General features: G+C 38.1%; 28 protein-coding genes, 3 pseudogenes and 1 riboswitch. Of the genes and pseudogenes, 12 read left to right on the top strand and 19 right to left on the bottom strand.

Annotated features, from left to right (window positions below):
• Positions 1–541: 541 nt before the first annotated feature.
• Positions 542–645, top strand: a riboswitch (SAM riboswitch).
• 88 nt (positions 646–733) lie between these two features.
• Complete coding sequence (locus LKW28_RS09260) at positions 734–931, top strand: Fur-regulated basic protein FbpA (protein WP_229140082.1); 198 nt, start codon at positions 734–736, stop codon at positions 929–931.
• Between the two features lie 75 nt (positions 932–1,006).
• On the opposite strand, the gene LKW28_RS09255 is transcribed toward LKW28_RS09260, so the two are convergent.
• Both LKW28_RS09255 and LKW28_RS09250 read right to left on the bottom strand, forming a co-directional pair.
• Positions 1,007–2,233, bottom strand: coding sequence for a TolB family protein (locus LKW28_RS09255; protein ID WP_420708851.1), 1,227 nt, complete (start codon positions 2,231–2,233; stop codon positions 1,007–1,009).
• Positions 2,234–2,368: 135 nt separating this feature from the next.
• Positions 2,369–3,868 (bottom strand): YcdB/YcdC domain-containing protein, encoded by a 1,500-nt coding sequence (locus tag LKW28_RS09250; RefSeq protein WP_229140081.1) that lies wholly within the window; start codon positions 3,866–3,868, stop codon positions 2,369–2,371.
• A gap of 218 nt (positions 3,869–4,086) precedes the next feature.
• Between LKW28_RS09250 and LKW28_RS09245 the strand changes: the two genes are divergently transcribed.
• Entirely contained in the window at positions 4,087–5,298 is a 1,212-nt protein-coding gene (locus LKW28_RS09245) for a NupC/NupG family nucleoside CNT transporter (protein WP_229140080.1), read from the top strand.
• Positions 5,299–5,381: 83 nt separating this feature from the next.
• On the opposite strand, the gene LKW28_RS09240 is transcribed toward LKW28_RS09245, so the two are convergent.
• On the bottom strand, positions 5,382–6,041 hold the full coding sequence (locus LKW28_RS09240; RefSeq protein WP_229140079.1) for a CoA transferase subunit B: 660 nt from the start codon (positions 6,039–6,041) through the stop codon (positions 5,382–5,384).
• A gap of 15 nt (positions 6,042–6,056) precedes the next feature.
• Positions 6,057–6,746: a CoA transferase subunit A gene (locus LKW28_RS09235; RefSeq protein WP_229140078.1), complete on the bottom strand. Its 690-nt coding sequence runs from the start codon at positions 6,744–6,746 to the stop codon at positions 6,057–6,059.
• Positions 6,747–6,897: 151 nt separating this feature from the next.
• Between LKW28_RS09235 and LKW28_RS09230 the strand changes: the two genes are divergently transcribed.
• Positions 6,898–7,776 (top strand): LysR family transcriptional regulator, encoded by an 879-nt coding sequence (locus LKW28_RS09230; protein ID WP_229140077.1) that lies wholly within the window; start codon positions 6,898–6,900, stop codon positions 7,774–7,776.
• A gap of 83 nt (positions 7,777–7,859) precedes the next feature.
• Here the strand turns inward: LKW28_RS09230 and LKW28_RS09225 are convergent, their stop codons facing one another.
• Together LKW28_RS09225 and LKW28_RS09220 are read right to left on the bottom strand one after the other, a co-directional pair.
• Entirely contained in the window at positions 7,860–8,225 is a 366-nt protein-coding gene (locus LKW28_RS09225) for a DUF1801 domain-containing protein (RefSeq protein WP_267497958.1), read from the bottom strand.
• 42 nt (positions 8,226–8,267) lie between these two features.
• Positions 8,268–8,501, bottom strand: a pseudogene (locus LKW28_RS09220) (DNA alkylation repair protein); the annotation flags it as partial.
• 202 nt (positions 8,502–8,703) lie between these two features.
• Between LKW28_RS09220 and LKW28_RS09215 the strand changes: the two are divergent.
• The gene (locus LKW28_RS09215) at positions 8,704–9,075 is read left to right on the top strand and encodes a VOC family protein (RefSeq protein WP_229140075.1); all 372 of its coding nucleotides are present in this window, start codon (positions 8,704–8,706) and stop codon (positions 9,073–9,075) included.
• Between the two features lie 75 nt (positions 9,076–9,150).
• On the opposite strand, the gene LKW28_RS09210 is transcribed toward LKW28_RS09215, so the two are convergent.
• A complete protein-coding gene (locus tag LKW28_RS09210; protein WP_229140074.1) occupies positions 9,151–9,546 on the bottom strand; it encodes a VOC family protein in 396 nt (131 codons plus the stop codon).
• A gap of 152 nt (positions 9,547–9,698) precedes the next feature.
• Complete coding sequence (locus tag LKW28_RS09205; RefSeq protein WP_229140073.1) at positions 9,699–10,985, bottom strand: NCS2 family permease; 1,287 nt, start codon at positions 10,983–10,985, stop codon at positions 9,699–9,701.
• A 116-nt stretch (positions 10,986–11,101) separates the two neighbouring features.
• On the opposite strand from LKW28_RS09205, the gene LKW28_RS09200 reads away from it, so the two are divergent.
• A complete protein-coding gene (locus tag LKW28_RS09200; RefSeq protein ID WP_229140072.1) occupies positions 11,102–11,968 on the top strand; it encodes a LysR family transcriptional regulator in 867 nt (288 codons plus the stop codon).
• 256 nt (positions 11,969–12,224) lie between these two features.
• Here the strand turns inward: LKW28_RS09200 and cspD are convergent, their stop codons facing one another.
• From cspD to msrA, 3 genes and pseudogenes are all read right to left on the bottom strand, one after another.
• On the bottom strand, positions 12,225–12,425 hold the full coding sequence (cspD, locus tag LKW28_RS09195) for a cold-shock protein CspD (protein WP_229140071.1): 201 nt from the start codon (positions 12,423–12,425) through the stop codon (positions 12,225–12,227).
• Positions 12,426–12,676: 251 nt separating this feature from the next.
• On the bottom strand, positions 12,677–13,123 hold the full coding sequence (msrB, locus tag LKW28_RS09190; protein ID WP_324255029.1) for a peptide-methionine (R)-S-oxide reductase MsrB: 447 nt from the start codon (positions 13,121–13,123) through the stop codon (positions 12,677–12,679).
• A pseudogene (msrA, locus tag LKW28_RS09185) lies at positions 13,100–13,639 on the bottom strand (peptide-methionine (S)-S-oxide reductase MsrA); the annotation flags it as partial. The gene msrB and the pseudogene msrA, both read right to left, overlap by 24 nt.
• Positions 13,640–13,758: 119 nt before the next feature.
• Between msrA and LKW28_RS09180 the strand changes: the two are divergent.
• Positions 13,759–14,004 (top strand): DNA alkylation repair protein, encoded by a 246-nt coding sequence (locus tag LKW28_RS09180; RefSeq protein WP_229140070.1) that lies wholly within the window; start codon positions 13,759–13,761, stop codon positions 14,002–14,004.
• A gap of 66 nt (positions 14,005–14,070) precedes the next feature.
• Here the strand turns inward: LKW28_RS09180 and LKW28_RS09175 are convergent, their stop codons facing one another.
• Positions 14,071–15,084 carry an acyltransferase family protein gene (locus LKW28_RS09175; RefSeq protein WP_229140069.1) on the bottom strand — a complete coding sequence of 338 codons (1,014 nt, stop codon included), beginning with the start codon at positions 15,082–15,084 and terminating at the stop codon, positions 14,071–14,073.
• Positions 15,085–15,333: 249 nt separating this feature from the next.
• Between LKW28_RS09175 and LKW28_RS09170 the strand changes: the two genes are divergently transcribed.
• The 3 genes from LKW28_RS09170 to LKW28_RS09160 all read left to right on the top strand — a co-directional run bounded on the left by LKW28_RS09170 (position 15,334) and on the right by LKW28_RS09160 (position 18,848).
• Complete coding sequence (locus LKW28_RS09170) at positions 15,334–16,545, top strand: MFS transporter (RefSeq protein WP_229140068.1); 1,212 nt, start codon at positions 15,334–15,336, stop codon at positions 16,543–16,545.
• A 188-nt stretch (positions 16,546–16,733) separates the two neighbouring features.
• Positions 16,734–17,807: a hypothetical protein gene (locus tag LKW28_RS09165; protein ID WP_229140067.1), complete on the top strand. Its 1,074-nt coding sequence runs from the start codon at positions 16,734–16,736 to the stop codon at positions 17,805–17,807.
• Positions 17,808–17,897: 90 nt separating this feature from the next.
• Positions 17,898–18,848: a glycoside hydrolase domain-containing protein gene (locus tag LKW28_RS09160; protein ID WP_229140066.1), complete on the top strand. Its 951-nt coding sequence runs from the start codon at positions 17,898–17,900 to the stop codon at positions 18,846–18,848.
• Between the two features lie 51 nt (positions 18,849–18,899).
• On the opposite strand, the gene LKW28_RS09155 is transcribed toward LKW28_RS09160, so the two are convergent.
• A complete protein-coding gene (locus LKW28_RS09155; RefSeq protein WP_229140065.1) occupies positions 18,900–19,595 on the bottom strand; it encodes an AIM24 family protein in 696 nt (231 codons plus the stop codon).
• A 150-nt stretch (positions 19,596–19,745) separates the two neighbouring features.
• Here LKW28_RS09155 and LKW28_RS09150 point away from each other — a divergent pair, with 150 nt between their 5' ends.
• Positions 19,746–20,912, top strand: a complete 1,167-nt coding sequence (locus tag LKW28_RS09150) for a chromate transporter (RefSeq protein WP_229140064.1) — start codon at positions 19,746–19,748, stop codon at positions 20,910–20,912.
• 30 nt (positions 20,913–20,942) lie between these two features.
• Here LKW28_RS09150 and LKW28_RS09145 read toward each other — a convergent pair whose 3' ends face one another.
• Positions 20,943–21,692, bottom strand: coding sequence for an AAA family ATPase (locus LKW28_RS09145; protein ID WP_229140063.1), 750 nt, complete (start codon positions 21,690–21,692; stop codon positions 20,943–20,945).
• Between the two features lie 151 nt (positions 21,693–21,843).
• Between LKW28_RS09145 and LKW28_RS09140 the strand changes: the two genes are divergently transcribed.
• Positions 21,844–22,365: an HD domain-containing protein gene (locus LKW28_RS09140; RefSeq protein ID WP_229140062.1), complete on the top strand. Its 522-nt coding sequence runs from the start codon at positions 21,844–21,846 to the stop codon at positions 22,363–22,365.
• Positions 22,366–22,404: 39 nt separating this feature from the next.
• Here LKW28_RS09140 and LKW28_RS09135 read toward each other — a convergent pair.
• From LKW28_RS09135 to LKW28_RS09115, 5 genes and pseudogenes are all read right to left on the bottom strand, one after another.
• A pseudogene (locus LKW28_RS09135) lies at positions 22,405–22,953 on the bottom strand (magnesium transporter CorA family protein); the annotation flags it as partial.
• A 122-nt stretch (positions 22,954–23,075) separates the two neighbouring features.
• Complete coding sequence (locus tag LKW28_RS09130; RefSeq protein ID WP_229140061.1) at positions 23,076–24,320, bottom strand: aminopeptidase; 1,245 nt, start codon at positions 24,318–24,320, stop codon at positions 23,076–23,078.
• A gap of 101 nt (positions 24,321–24,421) precedes the next feature.
• Positions 24,422–25,003 (bottom strand): YpmS family protein, encoded by a 582-nt coding sequence (locus tag LKW28_RS09125; protein WP_229140060.1) that lies wholly within the window; start codon positions 25,001–25,003, stop codon positions 24,422–24,424.
• 23 nt (positions 25,004–25,026) lie between these two features.
• Positions 25,027–25,809, bottom strand: a complete 783-nt coding sequence (locus LKW28_RS09120; RefSeq protein ID WP_229140059.1) for a GDSL-type esterase/lipase family protein — start codon at positions 25,807–25,809, stop codon at positions 25,027–25,029.
• A 182-nt stretch (positions 25,810–25,991) separates the two neighbouring features.
• Positions 25,992–26,609 carry a metallophosphoesterase gene (locus LKW28_RS09115; protein ID WP_229140058.1) on the bottom strand — a complete coding sequence of 206 codons (618 nt, stop codon included), beginning with the start codon at positions 26,607–26,609 and terminating at the stop codon, positions 25,992–25,994.
• A gap of 136 nt (positions 26,610–26,745) precedes the next feature.
• On the opposite strand from LKW28_RS09115, the gene LKW28_RS09110 reads away from it, so the two are divergent.
• The gene (locus tag LKW28_RS09110) at positions 26,746–26,895 is read left to right on the top strand and encodes a hypothetical protein (RefSeq protein ID WP_229140057.1); all 150 of its coding nucleotides are present in this window, start codon (positions 26,746–26,748) and stop codon (positions 26,893–26,895) included.
• The last annotated feature ends 9 nt before the right edge of the window (positions 26,896–26,904 follow it).

Raw genomic sequence — 26,904 nt, 5'->3', positions numbered from 1 at the left:
GGGCAAAACGGATGAGGTAAATAGATGTTTAGAGCGTCTGATTCGAATTCAATGAGAGCAATGGTAATGATACAATGCAATATTTCGACAAAAACTTCGGGATTCCTCTATAATTTGCAAAAATAGTAGGACAAGTTTTAATCCCACTTGTTTCACAATAAGCTCCCCCTCTACTGGAATAATATCAACTTCGTTTGGAAAAATAAGTGGAAAGAAATCTAAATGGAGGTTGTTCAAATGCTGCGAGATTCAAAAGTAGATGCAAAAGGTCATATCAAGAATAGCCAAAAGGGTTCAAAAAAGCAGGTAAAAAGTACTGCTGCTGCACTTGAAAATGATCATCAAAAGTAAATTTAAAAGGTCAAAACATATGACAAAATCACTAATCGATTACATTTTGTTCGAAATATAAATGCTTGGGTCCAATCTGCCCAAGCATTAGATTTTAATAAAATTATGACGGATTCATTACATTTTTGATATCGGCATAAATCTTAGTAGACACATCGGAATAATAATGTTAAACTGAATATAATATAAAATCTTATCAAGAGAGGTGGAGGGACTGGCCCTGTGAAACCTCAGCAACAGATTCTGCGAATACTGTGCTAAATCCAGCAAGCTTCTAGGCTTGAAAGATAAGCGAGGTTATCACCTGAATCGAAAAATACCTCTTCTTATCTTGGTTAATGGTTTTTCTCTGATAGCCAATTTCGAAAGGAGAGGTTTTATTATGGCTGTATTAAAAAATACTGTTGAGAAAAGAAGAAACGAACTTATTCGAAAGCTAATGGCATTTAATCATTATAAAAAAGATGAGAAACATCTTTTTGAGTTATCATTATCTGAATTGGAACATGAATACTTTAAAATCCAAACTAAAGGTCACCCTCATACTGGTAATGGATCCATACGGTGGAAAAATTTTTAATATGCGTCACGAAAAAGGGAGTTAGTGTTTTTTCCACTAACCCCCTTTTTATTATCCGCTATCATTAGCGCTCCCTTATGAATTTTCCTTTTGTGAAAAAAATGTTGGAGCAGAATCAACTTTTCTGAGCCATATTTGTTCATTTCCATTTATATTATATTTTACCCATACATCCCCTTTAGAATCCTCTGCATTCTTTCGAAACCAAAAAATATCAGTTTCAACGACTTGTGGCTCGACGTCAAGTTCATTCTTCCCTGGAAACGATATTTGTTTTTGCTCCCCTGTTCTTATATTTATCACGTAAAGTGAAGTGAACATAGTTGGTACAGGTCCTTCTTTCCACTCTTTGTTCTCTTTCGCACGAGTCACGATGACCAGATCTTTAGTAAACCATTCCAGATCGAGGTCAACAAATCCTTTAGGTGTATATTCCTGTTGCTGTTTAGATATTGGGATATCAGCAATTGTCATTTTCTTATTTTCTACAAAAAATCTTCCCTCTCCTGATATATAAGCTAATTGATTAGATGAGGGTGCCCATTTAAACCAATCATTAAATCCTAACATTTTTCCCACTGCTTGAAACTGTTTTCCCTCTGATGACAGAACGCATAATGTATTGCTATCCATGGACCAAGAAGCTGTTGGTATTAGCAAAAAGCTAACCCACTTCCCATCAGAACTCCACTTGAAATAATCGGCATCAATTCCAAACAAATCAGGCTCTTTCGTTTGAATTGTAAAAAAATGCTTCATTTTTTCCTTAGCAAGATTTGCGTCTACCGGAATTCTGTAAAGTGGGATTGGGCTCCACCCTGTCGGAAATAAATTGGCTTGTGATGAAACAATAAATTCTTTCCCATTTGGAAACCATTCAAATCCAGCAACTCCTAATGAGACATTTTCAAATCCTTGCGGCCGTCCATTCTTTATTTTTGTCACATTTAATAGCCCGTGATCAGTGTAAGCCAACTGATTTTTGTTTGGGGACCATTTAAAGTCAGATGTTACAACCCGGACATAAGGTTGGTAGATGTCCTTTTCCTTTGTATCATAAATGTATAAATCCGATTTTTCTCCATTTTCATCGCCATCAATAAAAGCTATAAAACGACCATCATATGACCACTTTGGTGAAATGACATTTCGATTCTTTGTGATTTGTATTTCTTGCTCACCCGTTTTGATCCACAACTGGTGATCGCGAATAAATGCAGCAGTCAGTGGTGCTTCCGCACTTCCTATCATCGAAGAATGACACCATATGAAAGTTAGCAGTAAAATAATTCGAATTCCCACATCAATCCCTCCTACTCATAGATTCACCAAAACATTAGAAGGATCTATCAGGGATAATATGGAAAATCGATTACTTAAATCAAAGGGACACGTTCTATCCAAACCTGGGTCAATGGACCTGTCCCGGTGTCCCGTTTAATTGATAAACGTTGCATCTCCCACATCTACATACATCGCTTTTCCGGTAACAGCGTCAATAGCACGGACACTGCCTATTGTCTCTGGAAAATCAGAGGTATAGGCTAGGCTGTAAATGCTTTTACCGTCTTCATCATATTCACGAATGAACATTTTTTCCATTTTCACATACTTCTTTAGGATTTCTTTTGCCTCACTTTTTGAAAGAAGAGGCTTTATTGGTAAGTTAACATACTGGTCCTGTGACGGAACATTCAAATTGAAATGAATAATTTTTCCTGTATACCTCCCTACCTGAATCACTGAGACATGATTTGCAATTCTCAGTCCATGGTGGAATAAGTGAACATAAAAGGTGTAGGTTTCCTCAACTTCCACAAATTCTTCGTCCCATTCTTCAAATTCCAAAAATTCTGTGTCATCCATATCTTCCTCAAGCTCATAGTCAGCTTTGTCCTCAAAATCCTCAAAGTCTTCCCCCAACTCATCTTCAACATCATCATTTTCATATTCAAAAATTTCGAGCTTAAATCGTTCATGTGCATCTGGAAATTGATTGAACAACAGCTTTAACAGCTGAACCTTTGCCTTATCTATGCCTATTTCATCCCCGCTATTATCATGTTCTTCTCCATTGTTTAGTTGTAAAAGGAGCCCCGTCTTTTTTTCTATACAAAGCTTAACAACATGATTGCTCGCATCCTCCATATCAAAAGTATATGATTCAACTAAGTCTTGCTTTGACCAAACTTCAATTCGCTGTTTATCATCAACCTGTGAATCCAAAAGCGTATATTCAGATGTTAAACTAACTAATTCATATAATTCCTCAGCAGGAAACTCCTGCTTTTCTATTTGTAAGTCAGCAGCATATTCCTCACTGATACTTGTGGAATCTGAACCATCAACCGGTATATCCATAATCTGCTCAATCACACTGTAAGCAAGATGGTACTGGTTATCCCCGTTTTTAAAAACTTCTGAATCAAATTGTTGAATATTCAGCTCAAAGTCTAGTCCTTCGATGTATGTTTCCAATGCTTCTTCTTCCGATACGACAATTTCAGTATATCGAACCTCATATTCTTCATCAGTTGAGTGAAAACTTGTGATTTGCCCAGAAGTTGAAACGGAAACCGTAAAGCCAGTACTATGTAAAAATAAACCGTATTTCTCATCCCGTTTTTCATATGTAATCATGTACGGATTATCTAAATCTAAGATTGCAGAAAGTTCAAATTCCTTCTTCCCTGGGAAAAAGGTGTCGACAAAATTCTGAACAATTGTTGCCATTTGCTCCTTAGTGAGATTGCCCTCATGAACATCTTCAATTAGCGAAAAAGTCACTAGTTCCCCATTTTCATTCATGGAATAGCTTCCGATTACTTCCTCTGTTTCGTAATCAACAATGTCAAAAATCTCCTCATCAAACTCCGAAACTCTTTCTACAGCTTTCACTGGTAAAAAAGACTGTAATTTCTCTATCATTTTGCTCATCATTGTCCTCCATGATATTTCATTATATTGGTATTGTAGCATTTTGATAGCCTTATAAAATATGTATTTTACATATATCTTCCAGACTCATTCTAAGGAATAGTGGTATAGTCCATTGCGAGATTTGGTTAGCCCTGAAAAACACCGGCTATTCTATTAAATATTTTAATCGTATATTATTATCCAAAGATGAAAATTCTACCAATAGAGGTGATTAGATGAACATTATTTGGGGGATTTTCGGAATCTTTGTTGTCTTAGGGATAGCCTTATTGTTTTCACAAAACCGACGTCATATCAATATCCGTACAATCCTTATTGGATTACTGATTCAATTAATTTTTGCGTTTATCGTTTTAAAATGGGAAGCAGGAAGAGCTGGACTTAATTGGGTTTCAATGAGAGTTCAGGATGTCATTAATTTCGCTAATGAAGGGATTTCTTTTCTATTTGGGTCTCTTTCAAACACAGAGGAATTTGGTGTCATTTTTGCTATTAACGTGTTAACCATTATTATCTTCTTTTCTTCTTTAATATCTGTCCTTTATTTTCTCGGGATTATGCAATGGTTCATTAAAATTATTGGAGGAGGCTTATCGAAGCTATTAGGAACCTCGATGACCGAATCAATGTCTGCTGCTGCAAATATTTTCGTTGGCCAGACTGAAGCACCTCTTGTCATCCACCCTTACCTAGCAAGCATGACGAATTCGGAACTATTTGCCGTCATGACAGGTGGACTCGCTTCTGTTGCAGGTTCAGTGCTCGTCGGGTATGCATTACTAGGAGTCCCCTTAGAATACCTTTTAGCCGCAAGTTTCATGGCAGCACCTGCTGGTCTTGTTTTAGCAAAAATGATTTTACCGCAAACCGAGGATTCTCAAATCAAAGACTTTGAAATGGCAAAAGATACGGATTCTGTTAATGTAATCGATGCAGCAGCACGTGGCGCAAGTGATGGCTTACAACTTGCTTTAAATGTTGGGGCAATGTTATTGGCATTTATTGCCCTAATTGCGTTAATAAATGGGATCCTAAGTGGTCTTGGCAGCATTTTTGGTTATGATGCTTTAAGTCTTGAAGGAATCTTAGGCGTCATATTTTCACCACTCGCATTTGCAGTAGGTGTACCTTGGTCAGAAGCAATTACCGCTGGAAGCTTTATTGGTCAAAAACTAGTCTTAAATGAATTTGTTGCCTATTCTTCCTTTGCTCCTCAAATTAACCAACTCTCTGAAAAAACAGTCATTGTCGTAAGTTTTGCATTATGTGGTTTTGCAAATTTTAGCTCGATGGCGATTCTGCTTGGGGGATTAGGTGGGATGGCGCCTTCACGACGTCCCGATATTGCAAAAATGGGATTACGGGCTGTTGCAGCTGGAATGCTTGCTTCCTTATTAAATGCCGCAATTGCAGGGATGTTTATTTAGAAAATGTAAAATGTCCAACTACTCTATTTAATACAGTACAAAACCTCCAAACACCAACGTTTGGAGGATTTCCCATAACTATGTTAATAAGCCTCTAGCTTCACATAATCGGATACAATCAATTCAGCTTCAGTCGATTCAACAACATCTTCAATACTGTATCCCCTTGCCACCTCAACTAATTTTAAGCCATCGTTTGTAACATCGATTACAGCTCGGTCCGTAATGATTCGATCGACCACTTTTTGACCTGTTAGTGGTAAGCTGCATTCTTTTAGGATTTTTGGTTGCCCATGCTTATTCACATGCTCCATGATGACAATCGTCTTTTTAGCACCATGAACTAAATCCATTGCGCCACCCATGCCTTTGATCATTTTCCCAGGAATCATCCAGTTAGCCAAATCTCCATTCTCAGCTACTTCCATTCCGCCTAAAATGGCAATGTCGATATGGCCCCCGCGAATCATGGCAAAGGATTCGGCACTACTAAAAAAACTAGCACCTGTCATTGCCGTGACTGTTTCTTTACCAGCGTTGATTAGGTCTGGATCTACCTCTTCCTTTGTAGGATAAGGGCCAATTCCCAATAAACCGTTTTCGGATTGAAGGACCACATGTTTATTGTCAGAAATATAATTTGCTACCATTGTTGGCATTCCAATTCCCAGATTCACATAATTTCCGTCTTGAATTTCCTGCTCTGCCCTTTGTGCAATTTGCACCCTCACATTATTAGACATCCTTTTACCCCCTCCTTAATCTCTTACTGTCAAACGTTCAATTCGTTTTTCATGGTTACCTACAATAAGACCTTGAACATAAATGCTCGGTGTGTGAATTTCGTTAGGGTCAAGTTCACCGACCTCGACAATTTCCTCTACTTCTGCAATCGTATATTTTCCCGCTGCCGCCATTATCGGATTAAAGTTTTGTGCCGTTTTACGATAAACTAAATTTCCTAGTTTATCCGCTTTCCAAGCCTTTATTAAACTAAAATCAGCTGTTAATCCTTCTTCTAGTAAATATTCTTTTCCATTAAACACTTTCGTTTCACGTCCTTCAGCGATTGGGGTCCCTACTCCCGCTGGTGTGTAAAATGCAGGAATCCCCGCTCCTCCAGCTCGTATTTTCTCCGCTAATGAACCCTGTGGGACAAGTTGTACCTCTAATTCCCCGCTCAAAACCTGTCTTTCAAACTCCTTGTTTTCACCCACATAAGAGGAAATCATCTTTTTAAGCTGTTTATTTTGTAAAAGGATACCAAGTCCCCAATCATCTACCCCGCAGTTATTTGAAATCACCGTTAAATCCTTTACATTCGTATTACGAAGGCCTTGAATTAAATTTTCCGGAATCCCAACGAGACCAAAACCTCCTACCATCAGGGTCATCCTGTCTTTGACACCGCTTACAGCCTCTTCAAAGCTTGTAAATATTGTTTTCATTTGTTTCCCCTCCTGAAATACAAAATAGCTTCATTTCCTTTAATTTCAATTTTCAATATCTTCTTAATAAAATTTTACAATACCCCCATTTATCGGTAAAATGAATAATAAGAATAAACTTTATTACGAAATGGAATAAAAGGAGGCTTCAATGGAGTTAAAAGATTTGCGCTATTTTATGGAAGTAGTAGTTTACGGTAGTTTTACGAAAGCAGCGGTCAACACCTACATATCACAACCGACCTTAAGCAAGTCCATCAAAAAATTGGAGTCAGAACTCAAGGTTGAATTATTTGAACGCTCAACCCGAAAGCTGGTACTGACAGATGCAGGAGAAATCGTATATAAGCAAGCATCTAAAATACTGGGTGCTACAAATGAACTTCATACTTTATTAGACGACCTTATGAACTTGCCGACTGGAAATATTAAAATTGGGATACCTCCCTTAATTGGAACACTATTCTTTCCCACCATTGCCGGGAAATTTGGCATGGGTCATGCGCAAGTTTCATTAGAATTAATCGAACTTGGTGCCAAACGGATTGAACATTTAGTAGATGAAGGGCAAGTTGATGTTGGGATTGTCGTCAACCCCACAGATTACAATAAATTTAGGGTCCACCCATTTATCAAAGAAGAATTTATGCTTTTCACGCATCGTACACATCAATTAGCTAGTGAAAAGTCTATAAAACTAGAACAATTAGAAAATGAATCTTTTATTCTTTTTAATCAAGAATTTGCCTTGCATAATTTGATCATTCAACAATGTCAAAAAGCAGGATTTTCCCCTGCGATTGCTTATGTGAGTTCACAATGGGATTTGATAGCTGAACTTGTCATTGCCCAACTCGGGGTTACTCTATTACCGAAATCCATCTATTCAAAAATGGATAAAACTCAAATTAACATGATCACGCTTGAATCACCGCCAATGTGGGAACTTGTCGTCATTACAAAAAAAGACAGGTACCAATCATTTGCGGTAAGGGCATTGCTTAAGTTTCTTGCTGAGGAGTTTCAGTAAAATGGATTTTTATTTAGACAAAACTTTTCAAAAAAGAAACCTTCAAGCACATTTCGGTGTTTGAAGGTTTTCCGTCCCTATTTTTATTTCTCATTTAATTCCATTGCTACCTTAACTAGCCCAGTAAAAACTTCCGGCTGAATGTCATCCAACTTTTTAATTCTAATATGTCTCATTCCTTTACCTGAACCTCGCAATAATTGATCCGTATCATGTTCTTGGAGTTCAATACCTCTATGAAAACCGAGATTCACATGTTTTTTAGAAGCCTGAAGATAACATACCAATCCGTTGTATGTGTAATTCGGCATCGACCATTTATATTCTTCAACCAGATTGGGGGAAGCGTCCAGTATCATTCTTCTTAATGCCTTAGTAATGTTTTGAATATCTTCTGGTAGATTCAAAATATACTGATCAACCGGTTCAATCGTCCTTGTTTTTTCCAAACATTTCACCTTCAGTTTATAAGTTATAGTGTACGTCCACTTTCAGCAAATACATGTTTTTCGCTTCATACCCACTCTATTTTTTGCTTCTACTTTTTTTATGTATTCAGACGCAAGAGGAACCTTACATGCAGTATTTCCCACATCCACGTGTACCTTCCCAATATGTTCCGCGACTTGCTTTGCTTCATTATTAAGCTCAGCGACATACGTCACCACAGACAAGACAAAACTATTCATTACATAGCGGACCCGATTTCGCTCCACATGTACTGTATAAAGACCCGCTAAATACATGGCATCATGATTACCAGAATCATCAAATGTCATGTTAAATCATCCTCTCGAAAAATTCCCTGCTTTTGAACCAGTAATACTTTCATTCTGACAAATAAAAGCCCATATAAAAAGGAGATTATTGTAGCTTTCCCTATTCTCCTTTATAGTTAAACTAAAATCATAACATGGAGGGGAAAATATGAAACTTGGTGCATTTTCTGTTAGTTTAAATGTAAAAGATATTCATAAATCAAAGGAATTTTACGAAAATCTAGGTTTTCAAATCTTCGGTGGGGATATCTCGCAAAATTGGCTTATCATGAAAAACGAAAATACCGTAATCGGATTATTCCAAGGGATGTTCGATAAAAACATTCTTACCTTTAACCCTGGATGGGATGCGAACGCTCAAAATCTTGATACCTTTACGGACATTCGAGAAATCCAAAAGCAGCTTAAAGAAACAGGAATCACCATGCTGACAGAAGCTAATAATTCAACCGAAGGACCAGCGCATTTTATAATAGAAGACCCAGACGGGAATCAAATTCTTTTCGATCAGCATCGGTAAACAGATACATAATGCAGTAAAAAAGCCTTTGTCCTGTGACAAAAGGCTTTCTTGCTTTAAAAAGGCTTTTGGAAACTATTTCGCATTCTCATCCGGCTGGTGAATTCCAAATATATTTCCTTCGGTGTCCACATAGTAACCCTGCCACGCCATTCCAGGAAGTGCATATTTCGACATCGCTACCTTCCCACCTTTTGCGATAATTTTTTGCTCCGTCGAATCGTAATCCTCTACACCCATTGTACATGCATAGCCATTTAAAGGCTGGTTTGTTTCTGGAGGAGGACTCTGACGTTGCATCAATGCCCCATTTATACCAAGTTCATTTTCATCGCCAGTTACAGCTCCAAAATAAGGCATTCCCGCATAGTCAGTCCAATCTTGAAATTGCCACCCAAACACTTCTCCATAAAACGTTTTGGCTCGCTCCATATCATCTACATGAATTTCGAAATGTACCAATCTTCCCATGATATCCACCTACATTTTCACAAATTTTTTACTACGTTATGTACTTTCTACTTAAGATGTCGTTACACCTTCTTCATTATCGGAAAATATAAGGAATTCTATTCGAAGATCCTTTCATTAAGAAAAGCAGCCCTGTATACGGACTGCTTGTTTTAATACACATACTGAATCACAAAATTACTAATAAATAATATCGCAATCATATAAAGTGCAGGATGGATTTCCTTCCCTTTCCCCATCAACAGCTTCATTACTGGGTATAAAATAAAGCCAATTGCCATTCCGTCTGCAATGCTATATGTTAAAGGAATCAACACAATAATTAATAGCGCTGGAAAGCTCTCCGTAAAATCATCCATGGAAATGTTCACGATATTTTGCAGCATAAGAATACCAATTAAGATAAGAATTGGCGAAACCGCGCTTGCTGGGACCATTTTTATCACTGGAATAAAAAGAATCGAAGCGAGAAACATAACCCCTGTTACGATACTGGTTAATCCTGTTCTTCCTCCCGCTGTGATACCAGCTGCTGTCTCCACTGATGCAACGGTTGGACTCGTTCCGAAAATACCAGAAGATAAAACAGATACCGCAGTAGCTTGAAGTGATTTTTTGCTATTTTCTGGGCGTTTTAGCATGTTGGTATGTCCATGAATCAAGCCAATATTTTCAAAAACGAGAACCATTGCTAATGATATAGAAGTTAACCAAAAGACAATATTACCTGCTTCCGCCCATGATAATTGACCAAACACCCCTAAATATTCTTGAAAATTAGGTGTAGACAAAGAAATTCCTTCAAAATGGGCTCCACCCATCCATATCGATAATACGGATGTAATCATAATACTTAGTAAAAGATTACCAGGTACATTTTTAATAAATAATATGACCGTGATGATCAATCCAATAAAAGTTGTGATTACAGTTGGACTGCTTAAATCACCTATTGTCAATAACGTATGCTCAGAGCTAGTGATAATCCCTGCGTTGTCAAAACCGATTAAAATAAGTAAAATTCCGATCCCAATCGTAATCGCTTCTTTTAACGAATTTGGGATGGAGGCAGTAATCACTTTTGCCAACGGTGTGAAAGCAATCACTACGAAAATCAGGCCAGAAACGAATACCATTGCTAGCGCTTCCTGCCACGTGAATCCCCCTGATTGGACAATCGTGTAAGTAAACATGGCATTAAGACCCATTCCAGGAATAAGAAGGATGGGAGTGTTACTCCATAATCCCATGATGACACATCCTAAAAAACTGGTTAAGATGGTTGCAATAATTCCAGCCTCCATCGGGATACCCGCCACAGCAAGAATCGTTGCATTAACAATAATAATGTAGACTACAGTTATATATGAAATTAATCCTGCCGAAAATTCTTTTCCAATAGTAGTTCCATGTTGTTTTAAGTTAAATAATCGTTCCATATTAATCACCTTTCTATCCGTTGAAAACAAAACTAATGATAACATGGACTTCTACCATATGAAAAATATATAATTCATATAGGAACCATACTTTTTTCGTATGGAAGGAGAATAACATGGACATTAAGCAATTACGCTATTTTATCGCAATCGCAGAAGAAAAGAATATAACTGCCGCAGCTAATCGTCTCCATATGTCTCAGCCACCCTTAAGTATGCAGCTGAAGCAATTAGAGGAAGAGCTCAAAGTTAAATTATTTGAGCGCAATGGCAAGAGAATGGAGTTAACCGACAAAGGTGACATTCTTTATCAGCGTGCATTACATCTAGTCAACAGTGTGGAGGAAATTAAAAATGAAATTCAAGAAACCGAGGAAGGAACAAAGGGTGTTCTTGCTGTTGGGATAAACACATTGTCTGTTTCGGGGTTTTCGGATCTGCTTCGAGCCTTCCATAAAAAATATCCGCTTGTAACCTTGAAGGTTGTACAAAATGATTCCTATTATCTTGGCGAAATGGTAAATAGTAGAGCTATCGAACTGGCATTCGTACGACTTCCACTTGAACATCGAGGCTTCATTTATGAACATCTAATTAGTGAGCCATTTGTCTTTGTAAGTAAAAAGAAAAAGGACATGATTTTGCTGGAAGAGATTTCACAAATCCCTCTCATCATTCCTAGTACAGAGGGATTGGGGAGCTATAATATCATTCATGAAGCATTTTCAAAACGAAAACTTCAATTTTCCAGTATTGCGGAGTGCTCTGATATGCATGTATTAATAGAATTGGTTAAGGGCGGTTTGGGCGCAACCATCGTACCAAAATCAGTATTGGATGTGTATGGGGATGGAACTCTCTACTCAGCTCCAATTAAAGACGCGGATTTGTATTCTTCATTAGGAATAATCTGGCTTGAGCATCATTATCTTTCAACACCAGCTAAAAATTTTATCGAGTTGGTAAAGGAAAAACTATCTTAAGCTACATTCCCTTTTTCACCCTTGCTTGTACAGTGAAACCTGTCTTGCGGTAGATGCGCTTAATTTTTTCCACCATGTTTGTACTGTGAGACTTGCCTTGCAGTACATAATCTGGACTTTTCCCACCCATGCTTGTACCATGAAACCACTTTTGTCGTCCGAAACTTGTACAACAGACCTATCCCTCCGACCCAAGTCCAATAAAAAACAGCCCCACATCAGTAGGACTGTTTTCCGATCTCATTTATATGTTAAATTATAATTTAACTACGTTAGATGCTTGAGGTCCACGGTTACCTTCAACGATTTCGAAAGAAACTTCTTGACCTTCTTCTAAAGTTTTAAAGCCATCACCTGTGATTGCTGAGAAGTGTACGAATACATCGTCTCCACCTTGTACTTCGATGAAACCGAAGCCTTTTTCGCTGTTAAACCATTTTACTTTACCATTTTGCATGAAATATGCCTCCTAAAATGAACACACAAACCCTTTGTGCATTGAAAAATTTAACCATTGTACACTTACATAAATCTAAAACAAATTCACATATAACTTCAGAAGAATTGCCGAAATTAACGTTCTTTCTTTCTTTAAACTTATATAACGCAACAAAATGGTTAATTTCATCATATCACTGCGGATAAACATAGTCAATCAACAATTTTGAAAATAGTAATTTTTTCCTAAAAGTTGTATAGACAAGCTTTTTAACTAAAAAGCTTTATATATTCCCCATAGCCTTCTTTTTCAAGATCTTCTTTCGGAATAAAACGAAGTGCTGCGGAATTAATGCAAAAACGCATACGAGTTGGGCCGGGACCATCATAAAATAAATGACCTAAATGTGAATCAGCCGTATTACTTCTTACTTCAGTACGAACCATACCATGTGATGTATCAAGCTCTTCCACAATTTCCTTCGCATCAATTGCCTTTGTAAAGCTTGGCCAACCACATCCCGCATCATATTGATCCAATGAACTGAATAACGGTTTGCCCGAAACAATATCTACATATATACCTTCATTTGCATTGTTCCAAAACTCATTTTGAAACGGTGGCTCTGTACCCTGTTCCTGTGTCACATAATACTGCATGTCGGTCAGATTTTTCTTCGTATCTTCAAATTCCTTTGCAGCCCAATGTTTCCTAATGAATTTATCTCTTCCTGAACCTGTGCGATAACGTTTATAATGTTCTGGTTTCTTTTTATAATAATCCTGATGGTACTCTTCCGCACGGTAAAATTCCTTTGCAGGAAGAATAGGCGTAACGATAGGTTTTGAAAAAATTCCGCTTTCGGCAAGCTTTTGCTTTGATTGTTCAGCAATTTTCTTCTGCTCGTCCGTATGGTAGAAAATGGCCGTACGATAAGAGTCTCCGCGATCGAAAAATTGTCCTCCCGCATCTGTTGGATCAATTTGCTGCCAAAAAAGTTCAACTATTTTTTCATAAGGAAAAATGTCTGGGTTAAATGTGATTTGAACGGCTTCGTAATGACCTGTTGTATCGGAACAAACTTCTTCATACGTCGGGTTTTCCTTTATTCCACCTGTATATCCTGAAACAACTTCAATAATTCCTGGCTGTGTATCAAACGGCTTGACCATACACCAGAAGCAGCCACCCGCAAAGGTTGCTTTTTCCATTTTTTCATGTGTATTTTCCATATGCCCGCTTCCTTTCTCCTTTTACTTATTTTCATTATATCATTTCTACTGTACGTTCAAAAAAATACGCTCATACATTTTCCTCATTCAGGAAAAAGTAAAAAATAGGAGGTGTAGGAATGAGTAGTCCTTATTTATGTCCTAACTGTAAAAGTAATCGCTCAAGATTTAATATCATTGAACAAGTCCCAAGGTCAGTGAAAATGGACCCGCAAAGTGGTGATGTTATAGAAGAATACACCGAAAATCTTGACCCGTTCCATGTCCCATACCGCGGGCCAGAAATCAAAGTACAATGTGGTATTTGCGGCCTTATCGAGGACGAACAATCATTCGTCAAAAGAGCTCAAAATTATAAAGGGTGAAAGCAATTAAGTGACATCTCTCTTGGCATTCCGATTAGACCGGTTCAAGAGAGAAGTCCCTTACTATTAATACCCTTCCTGTTTGATTCTAAAAAGTCTTTTCAGGCTTGAGAATCGAAGTTCAATTAACGGCTGGGTAATCGTCCGAATGGTTTTGGTTGATAACAGCAAGGTTAAAATCAGTGACGCGACTATTAATATCACAAAATTACCGGTATCGCTGATTACATCAAGCCAATCGCTATTTCGGAAATACTTAATTACAAAGCCATGCAATAGGTAGACATATAATGTATGTGTTCCCCAGCTTGTAAAGAAAAATTGTTTTTTCGGCAAAAGGGAAAAGAATGCGACTGTCATCACAATTGAAACACCATAGACCGCAAGTCTAATAAGCCCTCCTAGATTTTCATGTGACAGTGTCTCATAAGACTTTGATCCAAGTAGCCAACCCGTGTTGAATTCTGGTACAAAGTAATACCCAATCAAAATGACTAACAGCAGAATAGCTGATCCCACTTGTACCTCCGGACGTTTCAGCGCGGTAAAATGTTCTTTTTTACAATAGAAGCCTAATAAAAACAAAGGAAAAAAGACAAATGTTCGCGACAAACTTAAATAATTCTCCACGAACGGAATATAACCAACCCCAACCCCGAGTAATACCGCCAAGGCCAATGACCATTTCACAGGTAACTTTATATAAGCATACAGCATTACATTCCAACAAAATAAACTAATTAAAAACCAAAGTGACCACTGCGGATTAAAGGGTTCGAATAATAACGATTCACCTTTATATAGGTAGTAATAATAAATCGTATAAAGCAGCTGAAAAATTAAATATGGTATCAACAATTTTTTCGCTGTCTTTTTAATATAGCCTTCCTTCTTGAATCCCTTTGCAAAAAATCCCGAAACTAAAATGAATGCTGGCATATGGAAGGAATAAACGAAGTGGTAAATTGTCATGATGATTTTATGATCATCTATAAAAGGCTGGATAAAATGTCCAAAGACAACAAGAAATATTAGAATAAACTTAGCATTATCAAAATAATACTCTCGCTTAGTAGCCATCATAAAACCTCCATACTATTGTTATCGTATTATAGCATCGGAAGGAGGTATTTTATTCCGTTGTCTTTGATTTGTAAATGCTTTTTTAAAGATGATGACTCGTTTGTAATTATACTGAAAAATCTTAATCAAATTGAAACAAACGGTTATTTCTATACCCGAAAGTTTCGCCTAATGAAAATAATCCTCAATTGTGGTATTATCAATCTATTAGAATATGAAGTTATATTTTAGGAGATGGATAAAAATATGCCTAATTGGCAACGAAATTTATGGGTTCTTTGGATTGGCGTCTTTTTTACGGCTTCAGGCTTTTCGATGGTTATCCCATTTTTACCGATTTTTCTGTTGGAAATTGGGGTACACGATAACACTGAATTATGGTCAGGACTAATCTACGGGGCCGCCTTTTTTGCGGGTGCATTTGCGACACCGTTTTGGGGAAGAGTTGCCGACAAATATGGACGTAAACCAATGATTGTTCGGGCAGGATTTGCCCTTTTTGTCGTTTACACTTTAATGGCATTTGTTACAAATCCTTATCAAATTTTAGGTCTTCGCCTTATGCAAGGTTTACTAAGTGGTTTTATCCCAGGGGCGATTGCCCTTGTTGGTACAAATACACCGACGAAAAAAGTTGGTTATGCACTTTCAATGATTTCATCAGCCGCAGCAACCGGGATGATCTTGGGGCCATTATTAGGTGGAGGTTTAGCTGAACTTTGGGGGAATCGCTGGGCCTTTGCAAGTGCAGGAGTCATCGTTTTTTTCGCCACAATTTTGATTATCTTTTTCGTAAAAGAAGAAAATTTCAAACCGAACAAGGAAAAAGGTTCTGTAATCAAGGACTTTCGCATTGCGGTTAGCAACCGCCCATTCTTGTTAGTTTTAATTCTTACTCTCATGGTCAGCTGCTCTACGATGATCATCGACCCGATCTTGCCGTTATACATTGCCGATATCGCAAGTCATACGAGCTACGCTACATTACTAACCGGATTTATCATTTCTTTACCAGGTCTTGCAAGTGCACTGTTTGCCCCAGTATGGGGAAAATGGGCAGATAAAGCTGGCTTCCAACGCGTCTTATTCATCGGACTTTTAGGGGCTGGAATCGGAACATTAGCGCAAATCGTCTTTACCCATATTTGGGGCTTTTCACTTATTCGTTTTGTATATGGGATCTTCTTCTGTGCAGTCTTCCCTGCTTTAAACGGGTTGGTCGTCAAATCAACACCGGAAGATTTCCGTGGCCGAGCTTTTAGTTTGAACCAAACCGCAAACCAAATCGGTGGAATGATCGGCCCGCTTTTGGGAGGTATACTTGGAGGTCTGTTTCCAACGCAAATCCTTTTCTCCGTTACAGGTGTATTACTCTTAGTTGCCCTTGCAACAGCCTATCTAAATGATGATCAACGAAAACGCATCGTGAAACGGGAAGTACTTGCGAAAAATAAATGATAAAACACATCTAAACGTTAGGACATGTGAATCCTAGCGTTTTTTTCTACCTCATTTTCACCACACTTTTACGAAAAACGAATTTCTGATAAGTTTATATTTTTGTTCAGGATTTATTTTTACCTTCAGGCATAAAGTGATATTATAGATTAGTACTTTATTAGATTACACAGGTGATTATATTGTTTTTGTTATGGATACTTTTCATTTTTATTGGGTTTTTCTACATAAAATATACGAATCTTTACGTCAAAACCTCCACTTTGGCTGCAGTTATGGCGATTGGGATTATGACAAGAGGTGTCCTTTCCAACTATTTCACAGCTGGGTTTGATGTATATGGTGAAATTTTAGTGATGATCAACGTAACCCTTTGGCTCTCCTTTCTATTTTCTTTAGGAATGGCTGTTTGGAAAGGCAAATTTAAGGAGCTTCATCTCAAACATCCGATTAATCGGTTTGGCATTGGGACATGGGTGGCCGCTTCCTCCATTTGTGGAATTTTACTTTACATTTTTAACGATTGGTTTCTTCCTGCCATGGTTATCTCAATTGTAAACATCGGCTTATGGCTATTTTATATCGTCATCTCGCTATTTGCCTTTTACGAAATCCATAAAACCAATACCTATCATAAAGTTCATGGGATTATCTTATTAACCACTGTTAGCACACAGTCTATGGTACTTATACTAAATACCATTTTTCCAGAAATACCTGTCTTTTTGAATACTAGCCTGCTTCTGCTTGGTTTCTTGTTCTATGGTGTCGGGATTTATTTTATCGGTAAAAGGTACATTGGAAAGAACTGGTCCCTGAAAAACGACTGGAATAATACAAACTGTATCCTCCACGGAGCTTTATCCATTTCTGGGATTGCATGTATCATATCAGGTACTGTGAATCCAAACGTCATCGTAACGGTTTGGATTGTTGTCTTCGCTATTTACATAATTGTAGAAATGATTGAGGTCATCAGGCTTTATATCCGCATCAAACATCTTGGGCTTAAACAAGGCATTCTCGTTTATGATGTCACCCAGTGGAGCCGAATTTTTACCTTTGCTATGTTTGATACATTTACATTCCGACTTCAAACGGATATCGTCCTCATTTCACATATCCGTCATATTGTCCTATCATTTGGAATTTGGTTCATATTATCGCTGATCGTAATCGAGGTATTTCTCAGTTTGAGACATTTGCTCCAAATCCATCAAAAAATCACATACAAAAAGCAGACAACTGATGTCTCTTTTTAAAATGGGTTGGTGTGCGTACACCAGCCCAAACCCACACGGCACACTCTTACCTTACATATGATACAAAGAGAATAAAGGTGAGGTGATGAAATGACAGAAAAAGGATTTAACCTAATCATTGCGGCTGTCATCGGATTCCTATTATGCTGTGCGGTGTATTTCTATGTAACAGAGGACAAAACCAAGCCTGTAACATCAACTCCTGCCACCGAGGCACCACCCACTCCCCCTCCTGCCAATACAGATAAGAATCAACCGCCACCAGCAAATGAAAAGAATCCAGATAATCAAGATAAAAATAATGAGAATGATAAACAAGCAGAGCCAGAAAAGCAGCAACAGCAAGATCAAAAAAAGGATGAAAAAGCAAAGCCAAGTGATAATCTACCTGAAATTGTGTGGGGAATTGATTCCGCAAGTGAAACAACAAAGGATTTTTATGCATGTGTAAAAGAAAACTTCGGTGACCCTGTTGTATTTGGCCGTTACATTGGTGAACGTGATGGGATCTCGGTTGGCCTTACAGCCGAACAAATGAAAATCATACATGCTGAGGGAGATTTTATCCTACCAATCTATAACCATTTTAATGATGCGACCGGTTATGATAATGGAGTGGCACATGCAAAAGAAGCAATTAAGCTGGCTGGTGAACTAGGAATCCCTGAGGGAGTCGCTATTTTTGCCGATATTGAACCTGATTATTCAGTCGATTCAGAGTTTATTAAGGGCTGGTTTGATACCATTGTAGCGTCAAACTACAAATCAGGAATTTATGGAGTGTTTGACCCTGAACAAGCATTGTTTAAAGCTTATCAAGAGGCTGGAAAAGGCAATAAAGCTATCCTCGAACAAAACTATATTTGGACAGCTGCACCGAGCATAGGAATCACTGCTGAAGCAAAAGCACCTGAATTTAAACCATTAGCTCCAGAAGGCTCACTTGCTTGGGGCTGGCAATATGGACTGGACGCAGAAACCTGCAACATTGACACAAATCTATTCAAACGTGAACTCGTCGATGTTCTGTGGGGACCTTAAATAAGAATAAAAGAAGCATGAGTTAATCATTCTCATGCTTCTGATTATTAGCTAACTATTCGACTGCTGCATATAAACTTCTTCATATGGTTGAACGATGACAAAGCCATCTCCTTCAAATCTCATCTGGATGGACTCGCCGCTTCCACGTCCAACAAAGGTTTTAAATGAAATGTCTGTTTGGAACTCAGGCATAAGGTTTCCTGACCATGCAACAGTGGCATTTGGGTCTGTTATAACTGGTTTTCCCGGCGTTACCCGCAACGTGAGTGGCTCGTAATGCGTTGTAATTGCGAGCATTCCACTTCCCTCGCACCGAACATTAAACAATCCGCCAGCCATCATACCTGCGACACGTTTCATTAGTTTAATCTCGTGCCTTAAGGATGGTTCAAATGCAAGAAGATCATTTCCATTCACGTAAATTGCTTCGTTCTGCAGCTGAAGGATGATGATTTTTTTCCCGCTATCTGCTAAGTACAGCTTCCCCTGTCCATTCGCTTTCATTAAAGAAGTCCCTTCACCTGTCAACGCTTTCTTAAACAAGTTTCCTAGTCCATGCTCAAGGATCCCTTCACGTTCATACTTGATTTTTCCATTATACGCGATCATCGAGCCTGCTTTAGCCCAAACCATGCCATTTAGATTGACCTCTAACATTCTTGGAGTCTCTAATTCAAAAAGTCCTTCCCCTTTGTCCTCTTGTTCCGTATTTCTTATAAATTCCGAGATTGAGTATTTGCTCATTCCACCCACATCCTTTCGTTAGTTTGTTTTACGATTAAGCAGGCAAAAAGGTTTCATTTTGTAAAGGTTTTGTAAATTGTATGGGGTTTATCTGTAGAACCCTGCTTACAAATGGTATAATTCCGATAATATTATGAAAAGGAGAACATAATGAAAAATTTACTAGAGATTCTTCTTGTCTCAGCTAGACTAGGACTGACATCCTTCGGGGGGCCTGTTGCCCATTTGGGCTATTTTCATGATGAATATATCCGCCGAAGAAAATGGATGGATGAAAAAACATATGCAGATTTAGTGGCATTGTGTCAATTTTTGCCTGGCCCTGCAAGTAGTCAGGTGGGTATCGGTATTGGTGTCATGCGCGCAGGTGTACTTGGCGGAATAGTATCGTTTCTAGGGTTCACTCTACCTTCGGTGATTGCTCTGATTATTTTTGCCTTAATCCTCCAAGGTTTTAATGTAGGCACTGACGGGTGGATTCATGGATTGAAATTAGTCGCTGTCGCCGTTGTAGCACATGCCATTTTGGGCATGGCGCAAAAGCTTACCCCTGATTTACCAAGAAAATCACTCGCGTTATTAGCGTTAGTTGGAACACTATTATGGCAAACAGCCTTTACACAGGTTGGAGTTATTCTACTAGCAGCAATCTTGGGATTTGTTTTATTTAAGAATCAAGCGGACAGCGAAACTACTAATCTACAGTTCCCGATATCTCGCAGATTTGCTGTTATTTGTTTGTCGTTGTTTTTCGGTTTGCTCATTGTTTTGCCGGTTTTAAGGGAGGTAACTTCCTTAGAATGGATTGCAATATTTGATAGCTTTTATCGTTCGGGCTCTTTTGTTTTTGGTGGCGGGCATGTTGTATTACCGTTATTAGAGCGTGAATTTGTTCCGACAGGGTGGATTAGTGAAGAAGCATTTTTAGCCGGATATGGCGCCGCACAAGCTGTTCCAGGTCCACTCTTTACTTTTGGAGCCTATCTAGGAGCCGTGATAGGTGGATGGCAAGGCGGGTTAATCGCAACTATCGCCATTTTTCTACCAGCTTTCCTGCTCATTTTAGGAACACTGCCATTCTGGGATTCACTACGTCGAAATCCTAAAATTAAAGGAGCCCTAATAGGGGTAAACGCAGCAGTTGTCGGAATTTTAATCTCTGCATTCTATCACCCAATTTGGACAAGTACCGTTTTTGAGCCCATCGATTTTGCTTGTGCTGCAATCTTGTTCAGTATGCTAGTTTACTGGAAACTTCCACCTTGGATAGTGGTTGTGTCGGGGGCAATTGGTGGAGCCATTTTAAGCTTATTTTAGACTGTCAGTTCGGCAGTCTATTTTTTAAGGCTAAATATCCTCCTCTTCATCCTCCCGAAACAGCTCCTCCAAATACCGCTCTCGTCGATTTAAAAACCCCATCGTAATCTGGTAGTGCTCAGTATCCTCATAGGCAATCTCCCCAATCGGAGAAGCATCAAAATTGTATATTTGTGCGCCAGGGTAGCCCAATAATATCGGAGAATGTGTAGCGATAATAAATTGCGCATCTCCCCTCCTTGCCAAGTCGTGAATCACTCGTAAAAACGCAAGCTGACGTGCTGGGGATAAGGCTGCCTCAGGCTCATCCAAAAGATAGATGCTTTGATCGCCAAATCGATTCAAAAATAACGACAAAAATGACTCACCATGGGACTGTTCATGCAGCGACTTACCACCATACCCGTTATAATTAAAAGTAGGATCCTCCTCAGCCAATTGATCCAAATGAGACGCAAATTGAAAAAAGCTTTCCGCACGTAAAAAGAATCCCTGGTTAATTTTCGGCATCCAAGAAAGCCGAATGTGTTCACTTAAGGCAGGTGTGTCATCTTCAAACGTGTAGTAATTATTCCTTCCTCCGCCTCCCGTATTAAACCCGCACTTATAAGCGATTGCTTCCAGCAAAGTGGACTTCCCAGACCCATTCTCCCCTACAAAAAAAGTCACGGGCTCATGAAAATCAAGTTGGTCCAATCCCCTAATGCTTGGAATTGAAAAAGGATATTCCCTCAAATTATGAAGATTATCTGCTATTACTTTCACATTTCTTAAAAACAAGTCCAATCACCACACTATCGTAATACAAATATTTTACCACTTGTTTTCGAATCTTCCACCCATTTCCAGTGAAATTGGATTATTATATGTTGATAATATCCTGCATACATGATAAAATTCAAAAAATTTATCTTTTTTAGGAGGCCTGTCAATGAGATATGTTACCTTAACAGACATCTTTAATCATCGGATTGCGCAAAAGTACCTGTCTCGTTCAGGGAAGGCACACGCCATTGCTTGTGCATACCATGCGTTTAAAATGGCCAAGGAGCAGAATGTTTCTGTCGATCTCGCAACAAAAGCGGCATTGCTCCACGATATGGGCCATTATACATGGTACAAAAATGGAAAATGGGATTATAGCATGTACAAGGAAAATGATATTCATGCGATTAAAGGAGCAGAACGTGCACATAAATTATTAATTCGATTAGGTGAAAATCCAACATATGCTAAGGAAATTGCCTATGCGATTCTTTTCCACACCGACTCCTATATTGAAGAAGGCTTTATTAAGCGGACTCCTCTTCAAGCAATCACTAAACTTGCGGATGAGATGGATGAAGAAAAAGGAGGTCTCCATCATTATCGTCAAATTGATGAGGACAAAGCGGCGAAAATGATTGCCAGATTAGATGTATTAGTTGAAGAAGAAATGGAAAATCAGCATTAAAAAAGCGTCAATCCAAAAACCGGACCAACGCGATAAACTCTAAAAAAATCGTTTTTTCCAAAAGATATAAGCAGTAATACTTGATAAAATAAACGAAATGGTGATTGCAATTAAAAATGAATATTGATATTCCTGGAACGGAATCGATACGTTCATTCCGTAAAAGCTTGCCACCATTGTGGGTAAAGATAAAATAATCGTAATCGAAGTTAAAAATTTCATCACAATATTTACGTTATTGGAAATCACGGACGCGAAGGCATCCATCATTCCACTTAGAATAGATGTATGAGTTTCTGCCATTTCGATTGCCTGCTGATTTTCAATGATAACATCCTCAAGTAATTCCTGATCATCTTCATACATTTTTAAATAATTGCTTTTCAACATTTTCTGCATGACAATATTGTTCGACTTCAATGAGGTCGTAAAATAGACTAAACTTTTTTCAAAGTTTAAGAGCGAAAAAAGCTCCTTATTTTTCATCGATTGATGCAGTTCTTTTTCGATTAGATCGGTTTTTTTACTAATTTGTTTTAAATATCTGAGATATAAAGTTGCCATGAAGGCAAATCTTGTTCTTTTAAACACCGTAATATTGTACTCGAAAGATCGCTGTTTGTAACTACATGATTTTTCCTATCCAAAAATTTTCACAAAAAAAGCCCAAGAAAAAGCTCTTCAAAAGCCTTTCCTTGGGGTATCCATTCCTATATAGCCCAGTCACCTTTTCGGAAAATCGGTACAACTGTTCCATCTTGTTTTATGCCGTCGATATCCATATCACTTGAGCCAATCATGAAATCAACATGAACAGTCGAAACATTCAATCCATGTTCTTTTAATTCATCTTCTTTCATTTTGGTCCCACCTCGAAGATTCGTTGGATATGCTGCACCAATTGCAAGGTGATTTGACGCATTTTCATCAAATAATGTATTAAAGAAGGTAATACCTGATTGTGAAATTGGCGATGGGTCGGGCACTAATGCTACCTCTCCAAGACCTGTTCCGCCTTCATTATCAAATACTAATTTCTTCATGATCTCATCCCCGGCCCTAGCTGAGATGTCAACAATTTTTCCATCTTTAAAATGGACCTCAATGCCTTCAATTAATGTACCCGCATAGCTCAATGGCTTCGTGCTGCGAACTACTCCATCCATACGGCGGGTATCTGGAGCAGTATACACTTCTTCCGTAGGCATGTTTGCAATAAATTCTTCCTCTTTTGGATTATAGCTTCTTGCACTCTCCCAAAGGTGATTTTTCGGCAAGCCAAGCTTCAAATCAGTTCCTGGAGCACGATAATGTAAAGCATCAAGCTGCATATCGTTTAATTTTGCGCACTTTTCATTTAATGTTTGTGTATGCTCTTCCCATGCAGCAACCGGGTCGTCTTCATACACTCTGCATGTTTTGAAAATTTGATCCCAAAGTGCATCTACCTGTTCCTCGGAAGTTGCTAAGTCTGGGAATACTTTTGCTGCCCAACCTGCTCCGGCCGCACCCGCAACTGTCCATTTTAAATCATTGTTTTGTGTTGCAACACGTTGAACCTTGAAAGCCTTTGCCGCTTTATTTTGAAAAGCTGAAATTTTAGCAGAATCAACTCCGCTTAAAAATCCTGGATCACTTGAAACAATCGATAGTCGGCAAACCTTATGATTTAGAACATGATCATCTGATTCTTGGATTTCGTACTCCGGTATGTCAGTTAACACTTCTTCAGGCTGGTGTAGATAATGCTCCTTTGTAATTTCGTCATCAGACCATTTGATGATAACCTTCTCAGCTCCTAATGCATACGCCTCTTTTGTCACAAGACGAGCGAGTGGTGCTTGATCGACTGTGATCGTCATTTTAACCCAATCACCTTTTTGCACATTAAGTCCATTTGCTACCAAAAGCTTTGCATACTTTTGTAAATTCTCCTCAAAATTTGGCAGAACCATATTAATACCCCCAATATCTTATGTATAACATTATATTAGCATAACCAAACCATCACGATAAACTATTTCAAAAAAAAGCAAACCAATCATTGATTTGCTCACTAGTCTATTGGAACCTGTAATTTGAACCTTAACTCATCCTTGCTTAAATCGAAGGTATCAACCTCAACCTTCGTATCGCTTTTCATTTTCATTTCAGATAGATAGACATAGATATCTTGTTTTTTTGCATCAATTTGAACCCACTCCGGGAGATTGTAATAGTCATTTATATAACGTAAAACAAACGTTACCGGCAGGCTCACTTGGCCAACAGTAAAAGCTTCCTGTTGAAGAAGCAAATCCCCGTTCTCCAGTACCTCAGGTTTAAAGGTCATCACCATATCTATCTCTTTTCCAAATACCGTAATCGTCCCAAGCAGCATTACCCGTTCGGTCAGCAGAACCTTGTATTTTAACGGGGTATCCTTGGCCTCTTTTTTTAAAAAGTTATTGATAACTCTTGTTAGGTCCTCTTTGTTCGTCTCAACAGATAGATTCACATGATCATTTGTAACACCCTTTTTCTTTGGGCTCACTTCTTTATTCGGCGCGAAAAGTAACCCGAAAAAAACGAGTACAAAGACTAGATTAATCGCAAGCAGTGTTAGAAAAAAGACCTTCCATTTATTTTTTACTTTCATCAAAGACCTCCTTTCGAAGGAAATCACTCAAACATGATTGCTTCAAAAATCCTTTTACTCATTATTTCATACCCTTTTGCGTTTGGATGAAACTCATCTTCTGATAAAAGATTATCACTTGTTTGGCTAAATACATCATCCACTTCTACAAATTTAGTATGGTCAAATTCGGAAAGAATGTTTTTACTACCTTCGTTCCAATTATCAACGATCGTATTAATTTCAGTAGAAAGATCGATAAACCAACCAAATGGATTATAAAGACCAACCAATACAATTTCTGCATCACTATTATTGTTCCGGATATTTTCAAGTACTTTACGAAGCCGAACTTCATATTTTTCCTGTTCTTTTTGAAACACATTTAATGATAAATCAAAAAGGTTTTCTTTTACAATTTTCATTATATCATTACCGCCGATCGTAATGATAATGATATCGGCACCGGCAATCCCTTCTTGCACGTCCTCATTTTGCAATCGCTTTAGAAGGTCTGATGTTTTATGCCCTTTCACACCGAAATTTTCAAGAGTCACAGATTTTACATCTTTTTCACCAAGCAGCTTTCCCTCTAGCAAGGAAGTGTAGCCCCCCTGCTTTGTTTCATCACCGACACCCTTTGTAAGAGAATCACCGATTGACGCAATATGAAGTTCCCTAGGGATAAAATCATCTGGTATCTCCCGCTTCGGGGTTAGACCTGTATTATGGTTACTGGTGGCAATACCAGTTGTTACTGGCGTTCCTCCAGAGCATCCGCTCATCAAAAGCATAGTAATAATAATGGATAAAAATGGATTATACATCCTGGTCACCTACATTTCTCTTTGTGACAGTTGTCTACAAGTTTAGTATTATAGTACGTAAAAAAACCACTAACGATTCCAGTTTCAACGAAATATCACGAATTCACAGTAATATTTTTAATCGTCATAAAAATTGAACCAATTCGAAAAAATGCGGAAAAAAGACGTCTATATGGACGTCTTTATATAGCTTGACTAGCGCTCTTTTCACCCAGCGTCAGCGTATGAATTGTAATTTCGGGGGTGCTTCGGACACGAATATTCACGCCAGTTTGTCCCAATCCTTCATTAATGTAAAATGGTTTTCCATCATGCGTATGAAAACCTTTAATCATCTTCATTCTAACAAGTTTCCCCATTTTCACCAAACGATATGGCTTTGGATAACAAATTTGTCCACCATGAAAATGGCCTGACAATAAATAACCAAAATGATAATCCTTCATATGCAATACAAGGTTTGGATCATGGGTTAGTACAAGATTATTCGGGGAAATTTTATTAAAAATAGCAAGGTACGGAACTAACTTGGAAATACTGCGTTTACGATCTAAAAAATCACCCGTAACAGCAATTAAATCAATTTTTTCATCTTTAACTTTATTATATAATTCTTCAGGAGTAATTGATAGATTTTCAAGATGTAAGTCTGATAGGTGGAGAACATTAATTTGCGTTGGATTTACAAACTCTTGAGCTGGAGTAACAACAATTTTATTTACATTCACGTTGTATGTGTTTTTATTGGCTTTTTTAATCAAATAGAAAGCGAGGATGATAGCAATGCCAGCATCATTCAATCCCCTTTAACATTCATTTACAGTTTCATTTTCTCTAATTCGATGAAAATTATTTTGGAAAAGTAAGGCAGGATAAGAAGGAGAATTCTTTTTAAAACTATGTTCAAAAAGAACTATACGAAACGAGGTCATCCTTATGGAAAAAGAGCGTGAAAATAAACCAGATCAGGATCAAGAATTCCCAGAGAAAATCTCAAGCGGCTGCCTCACCTTTACGAGCCATGAGCTGTTCTGGAAAGAACTTGAGACCGTTGTAGTGGATGGTGTTGAGTTGCCCGAGGATTAAAGGAAACCA

The organism is Bacillus sp. REN16 (assembly GCF_020731355.1).
In the GTDB taxonomy this organism is placed as follows: Bacteria; Bacillota; Bacilli; order Bacillales; family Bacillaceae_L; genus Ferdinandcohnia.
This window is presented reverse-complemented; position numbering and strand designations above follow the sequence as displayed.

Coding starts and splice junctions, on each gene's coding strand:
- LKW28_RS09170 (WP_229140068.1), top strand. CDS start 15,334: ATGCCTAATTGGCAACGAAATTTATGGGTTCTTTGGATTGGCGTCTTT.
- LKW28_RS09215 (WP_229140075.1), top strand. CDS start 8,704: ATGAAACTTGGTGCATTTTCTGTTAGTTTAAATGTAAAAGATATTCAT.
- LKW28_RS09150 (WP_229140064.1), top strand. CDS start 19,746: ATGAAAAATTTACTAGAGATTCTTCTTGTCTCAGCTAGACTAGGACTG.
- LKW28_RS09155 (WP_229140065.1), bottom strand. CDS start 19,595: ATGAGCAAATACTCAATCTCGGAATTTATAAGAAATACGGAACAAGAG.
- LKW28_RS09250 (WP_229140081.1), bottom strand. CDS start 3,868: ATGAGCAAAATGATAGAGAAATTACAGTCTTTTTTACCAGTGAAAGCT.
- LKW28_RS09180 (WP_229140070.1), top strand. CDS start 13,759: ATGAGTAGTCCTTATTTATGTCCTAACTGTAAAAGTAATCGCTCAAGA.
- LKW28_RS09130 (WP_229140061.1), bottom strand. CDS start 24,320: ATGGTTCTGCCAAATTTTGAGGAGAATTTACAAAAGTATGCAAAGCTT.
- LKW28_RS09125 (WP_229140060.1), bottom strand. CDS start 25,003: ATGAAAGTAAAAAATAAATGGAAGGTCTTTTTTCTAACACTGCTTGCG.
- LKW28_RS09260 (WP_229140082.1), top strand. CDS start 734: ATGGCTGTATTAAAAAATACTGTTGAGAAAAGAAGAAACGAACTTATT.
- LKW28_RS09175 (WP_229140069.1), bottom strand. CDS start 15,084: ATGGCTACTAAGCGAGAGTATTATTTTGATAATGCTAAGTTTATTCTA.
- LKW28_RS09240 (WP_229140079.1), bottom strand. CDS start 6,041: ATGTCTAATAATGTGAGGGTGCAAATTGCACAAAGGGCAGAGCAGGAA.
- LKW28_RS09230 (WP_229140077.1), top strand. CDS start 6,898: ATGGAGTTAAAAGATTTGCGCTATTTTATGGAAGTAGTAGTTTACGGT.
- cspD (WP_229140071.1), bottom strand. CDS start 12,425: ATGCAAAATGGTAAAGTAAAATGGTTTAACAGCGAAAAAGGCTTCGGT.
- LKW28_RS09205 (WP_229140073.1), bottom strand. CDS start 10,985: ATGGAACGATTATTTAACTTAAAACAACATGGAACTACTATTGGAAAA.
- LKW28_RS09140 (WP_229140062.1), top strand. CDS start 21,844: ATGAGATATGTTACCTTAACAGACATCTTTAATCATCGGATTGCGCAA.
- LKW28_RS09200 (WP_229140072.1), top strand. CDS start 11,102: ATGGACATTAAGCAATTACGCTATTTTATCGCAATCGCAGAAGAAAAG.
- LKW28_RS09110 (WP_229140057.1), top strand. CDS start 26,746: ATGGAAAAAGAGCGTGAAAATAAACCAGATCAGGATCAAGAATTCCCA.
- LKW28_RS09120 (WP_229140059.1), bottom strand. CDS start 25,809: ATGTATAATCCATTTTTATCCATTATTATTACTATGCTTTTGATGAGC.
- LKW28_RS09235 (WP_229140078.1), bottom strand. CDS start 6,746: ATGAAAACAATATTTACAAGCTTTGAAGAGGCTGTAAGCGGTGTCAAA.
- LKW28_RS09210 (WP_229140074.1), bottom strand. CDS start 9,546: ATGGGAAGATTGGTACATTTCGAAATTCATGTAGATGATATGGAGCGA.
- LKW28_RS09245 (WP_229140080.1), top strand. CDS start 4,087: ATGAACATTATTTGGGGGATTTTCGGAATCTTTGTTGTCTTAGGGATA.
- LKW28_RS09160 (WP_229140066.1), top strand. CDS start 17,898: ATGACAGAAAAAGGATTTAACCTAATCATTGCGGCTGTCATCGGATTC.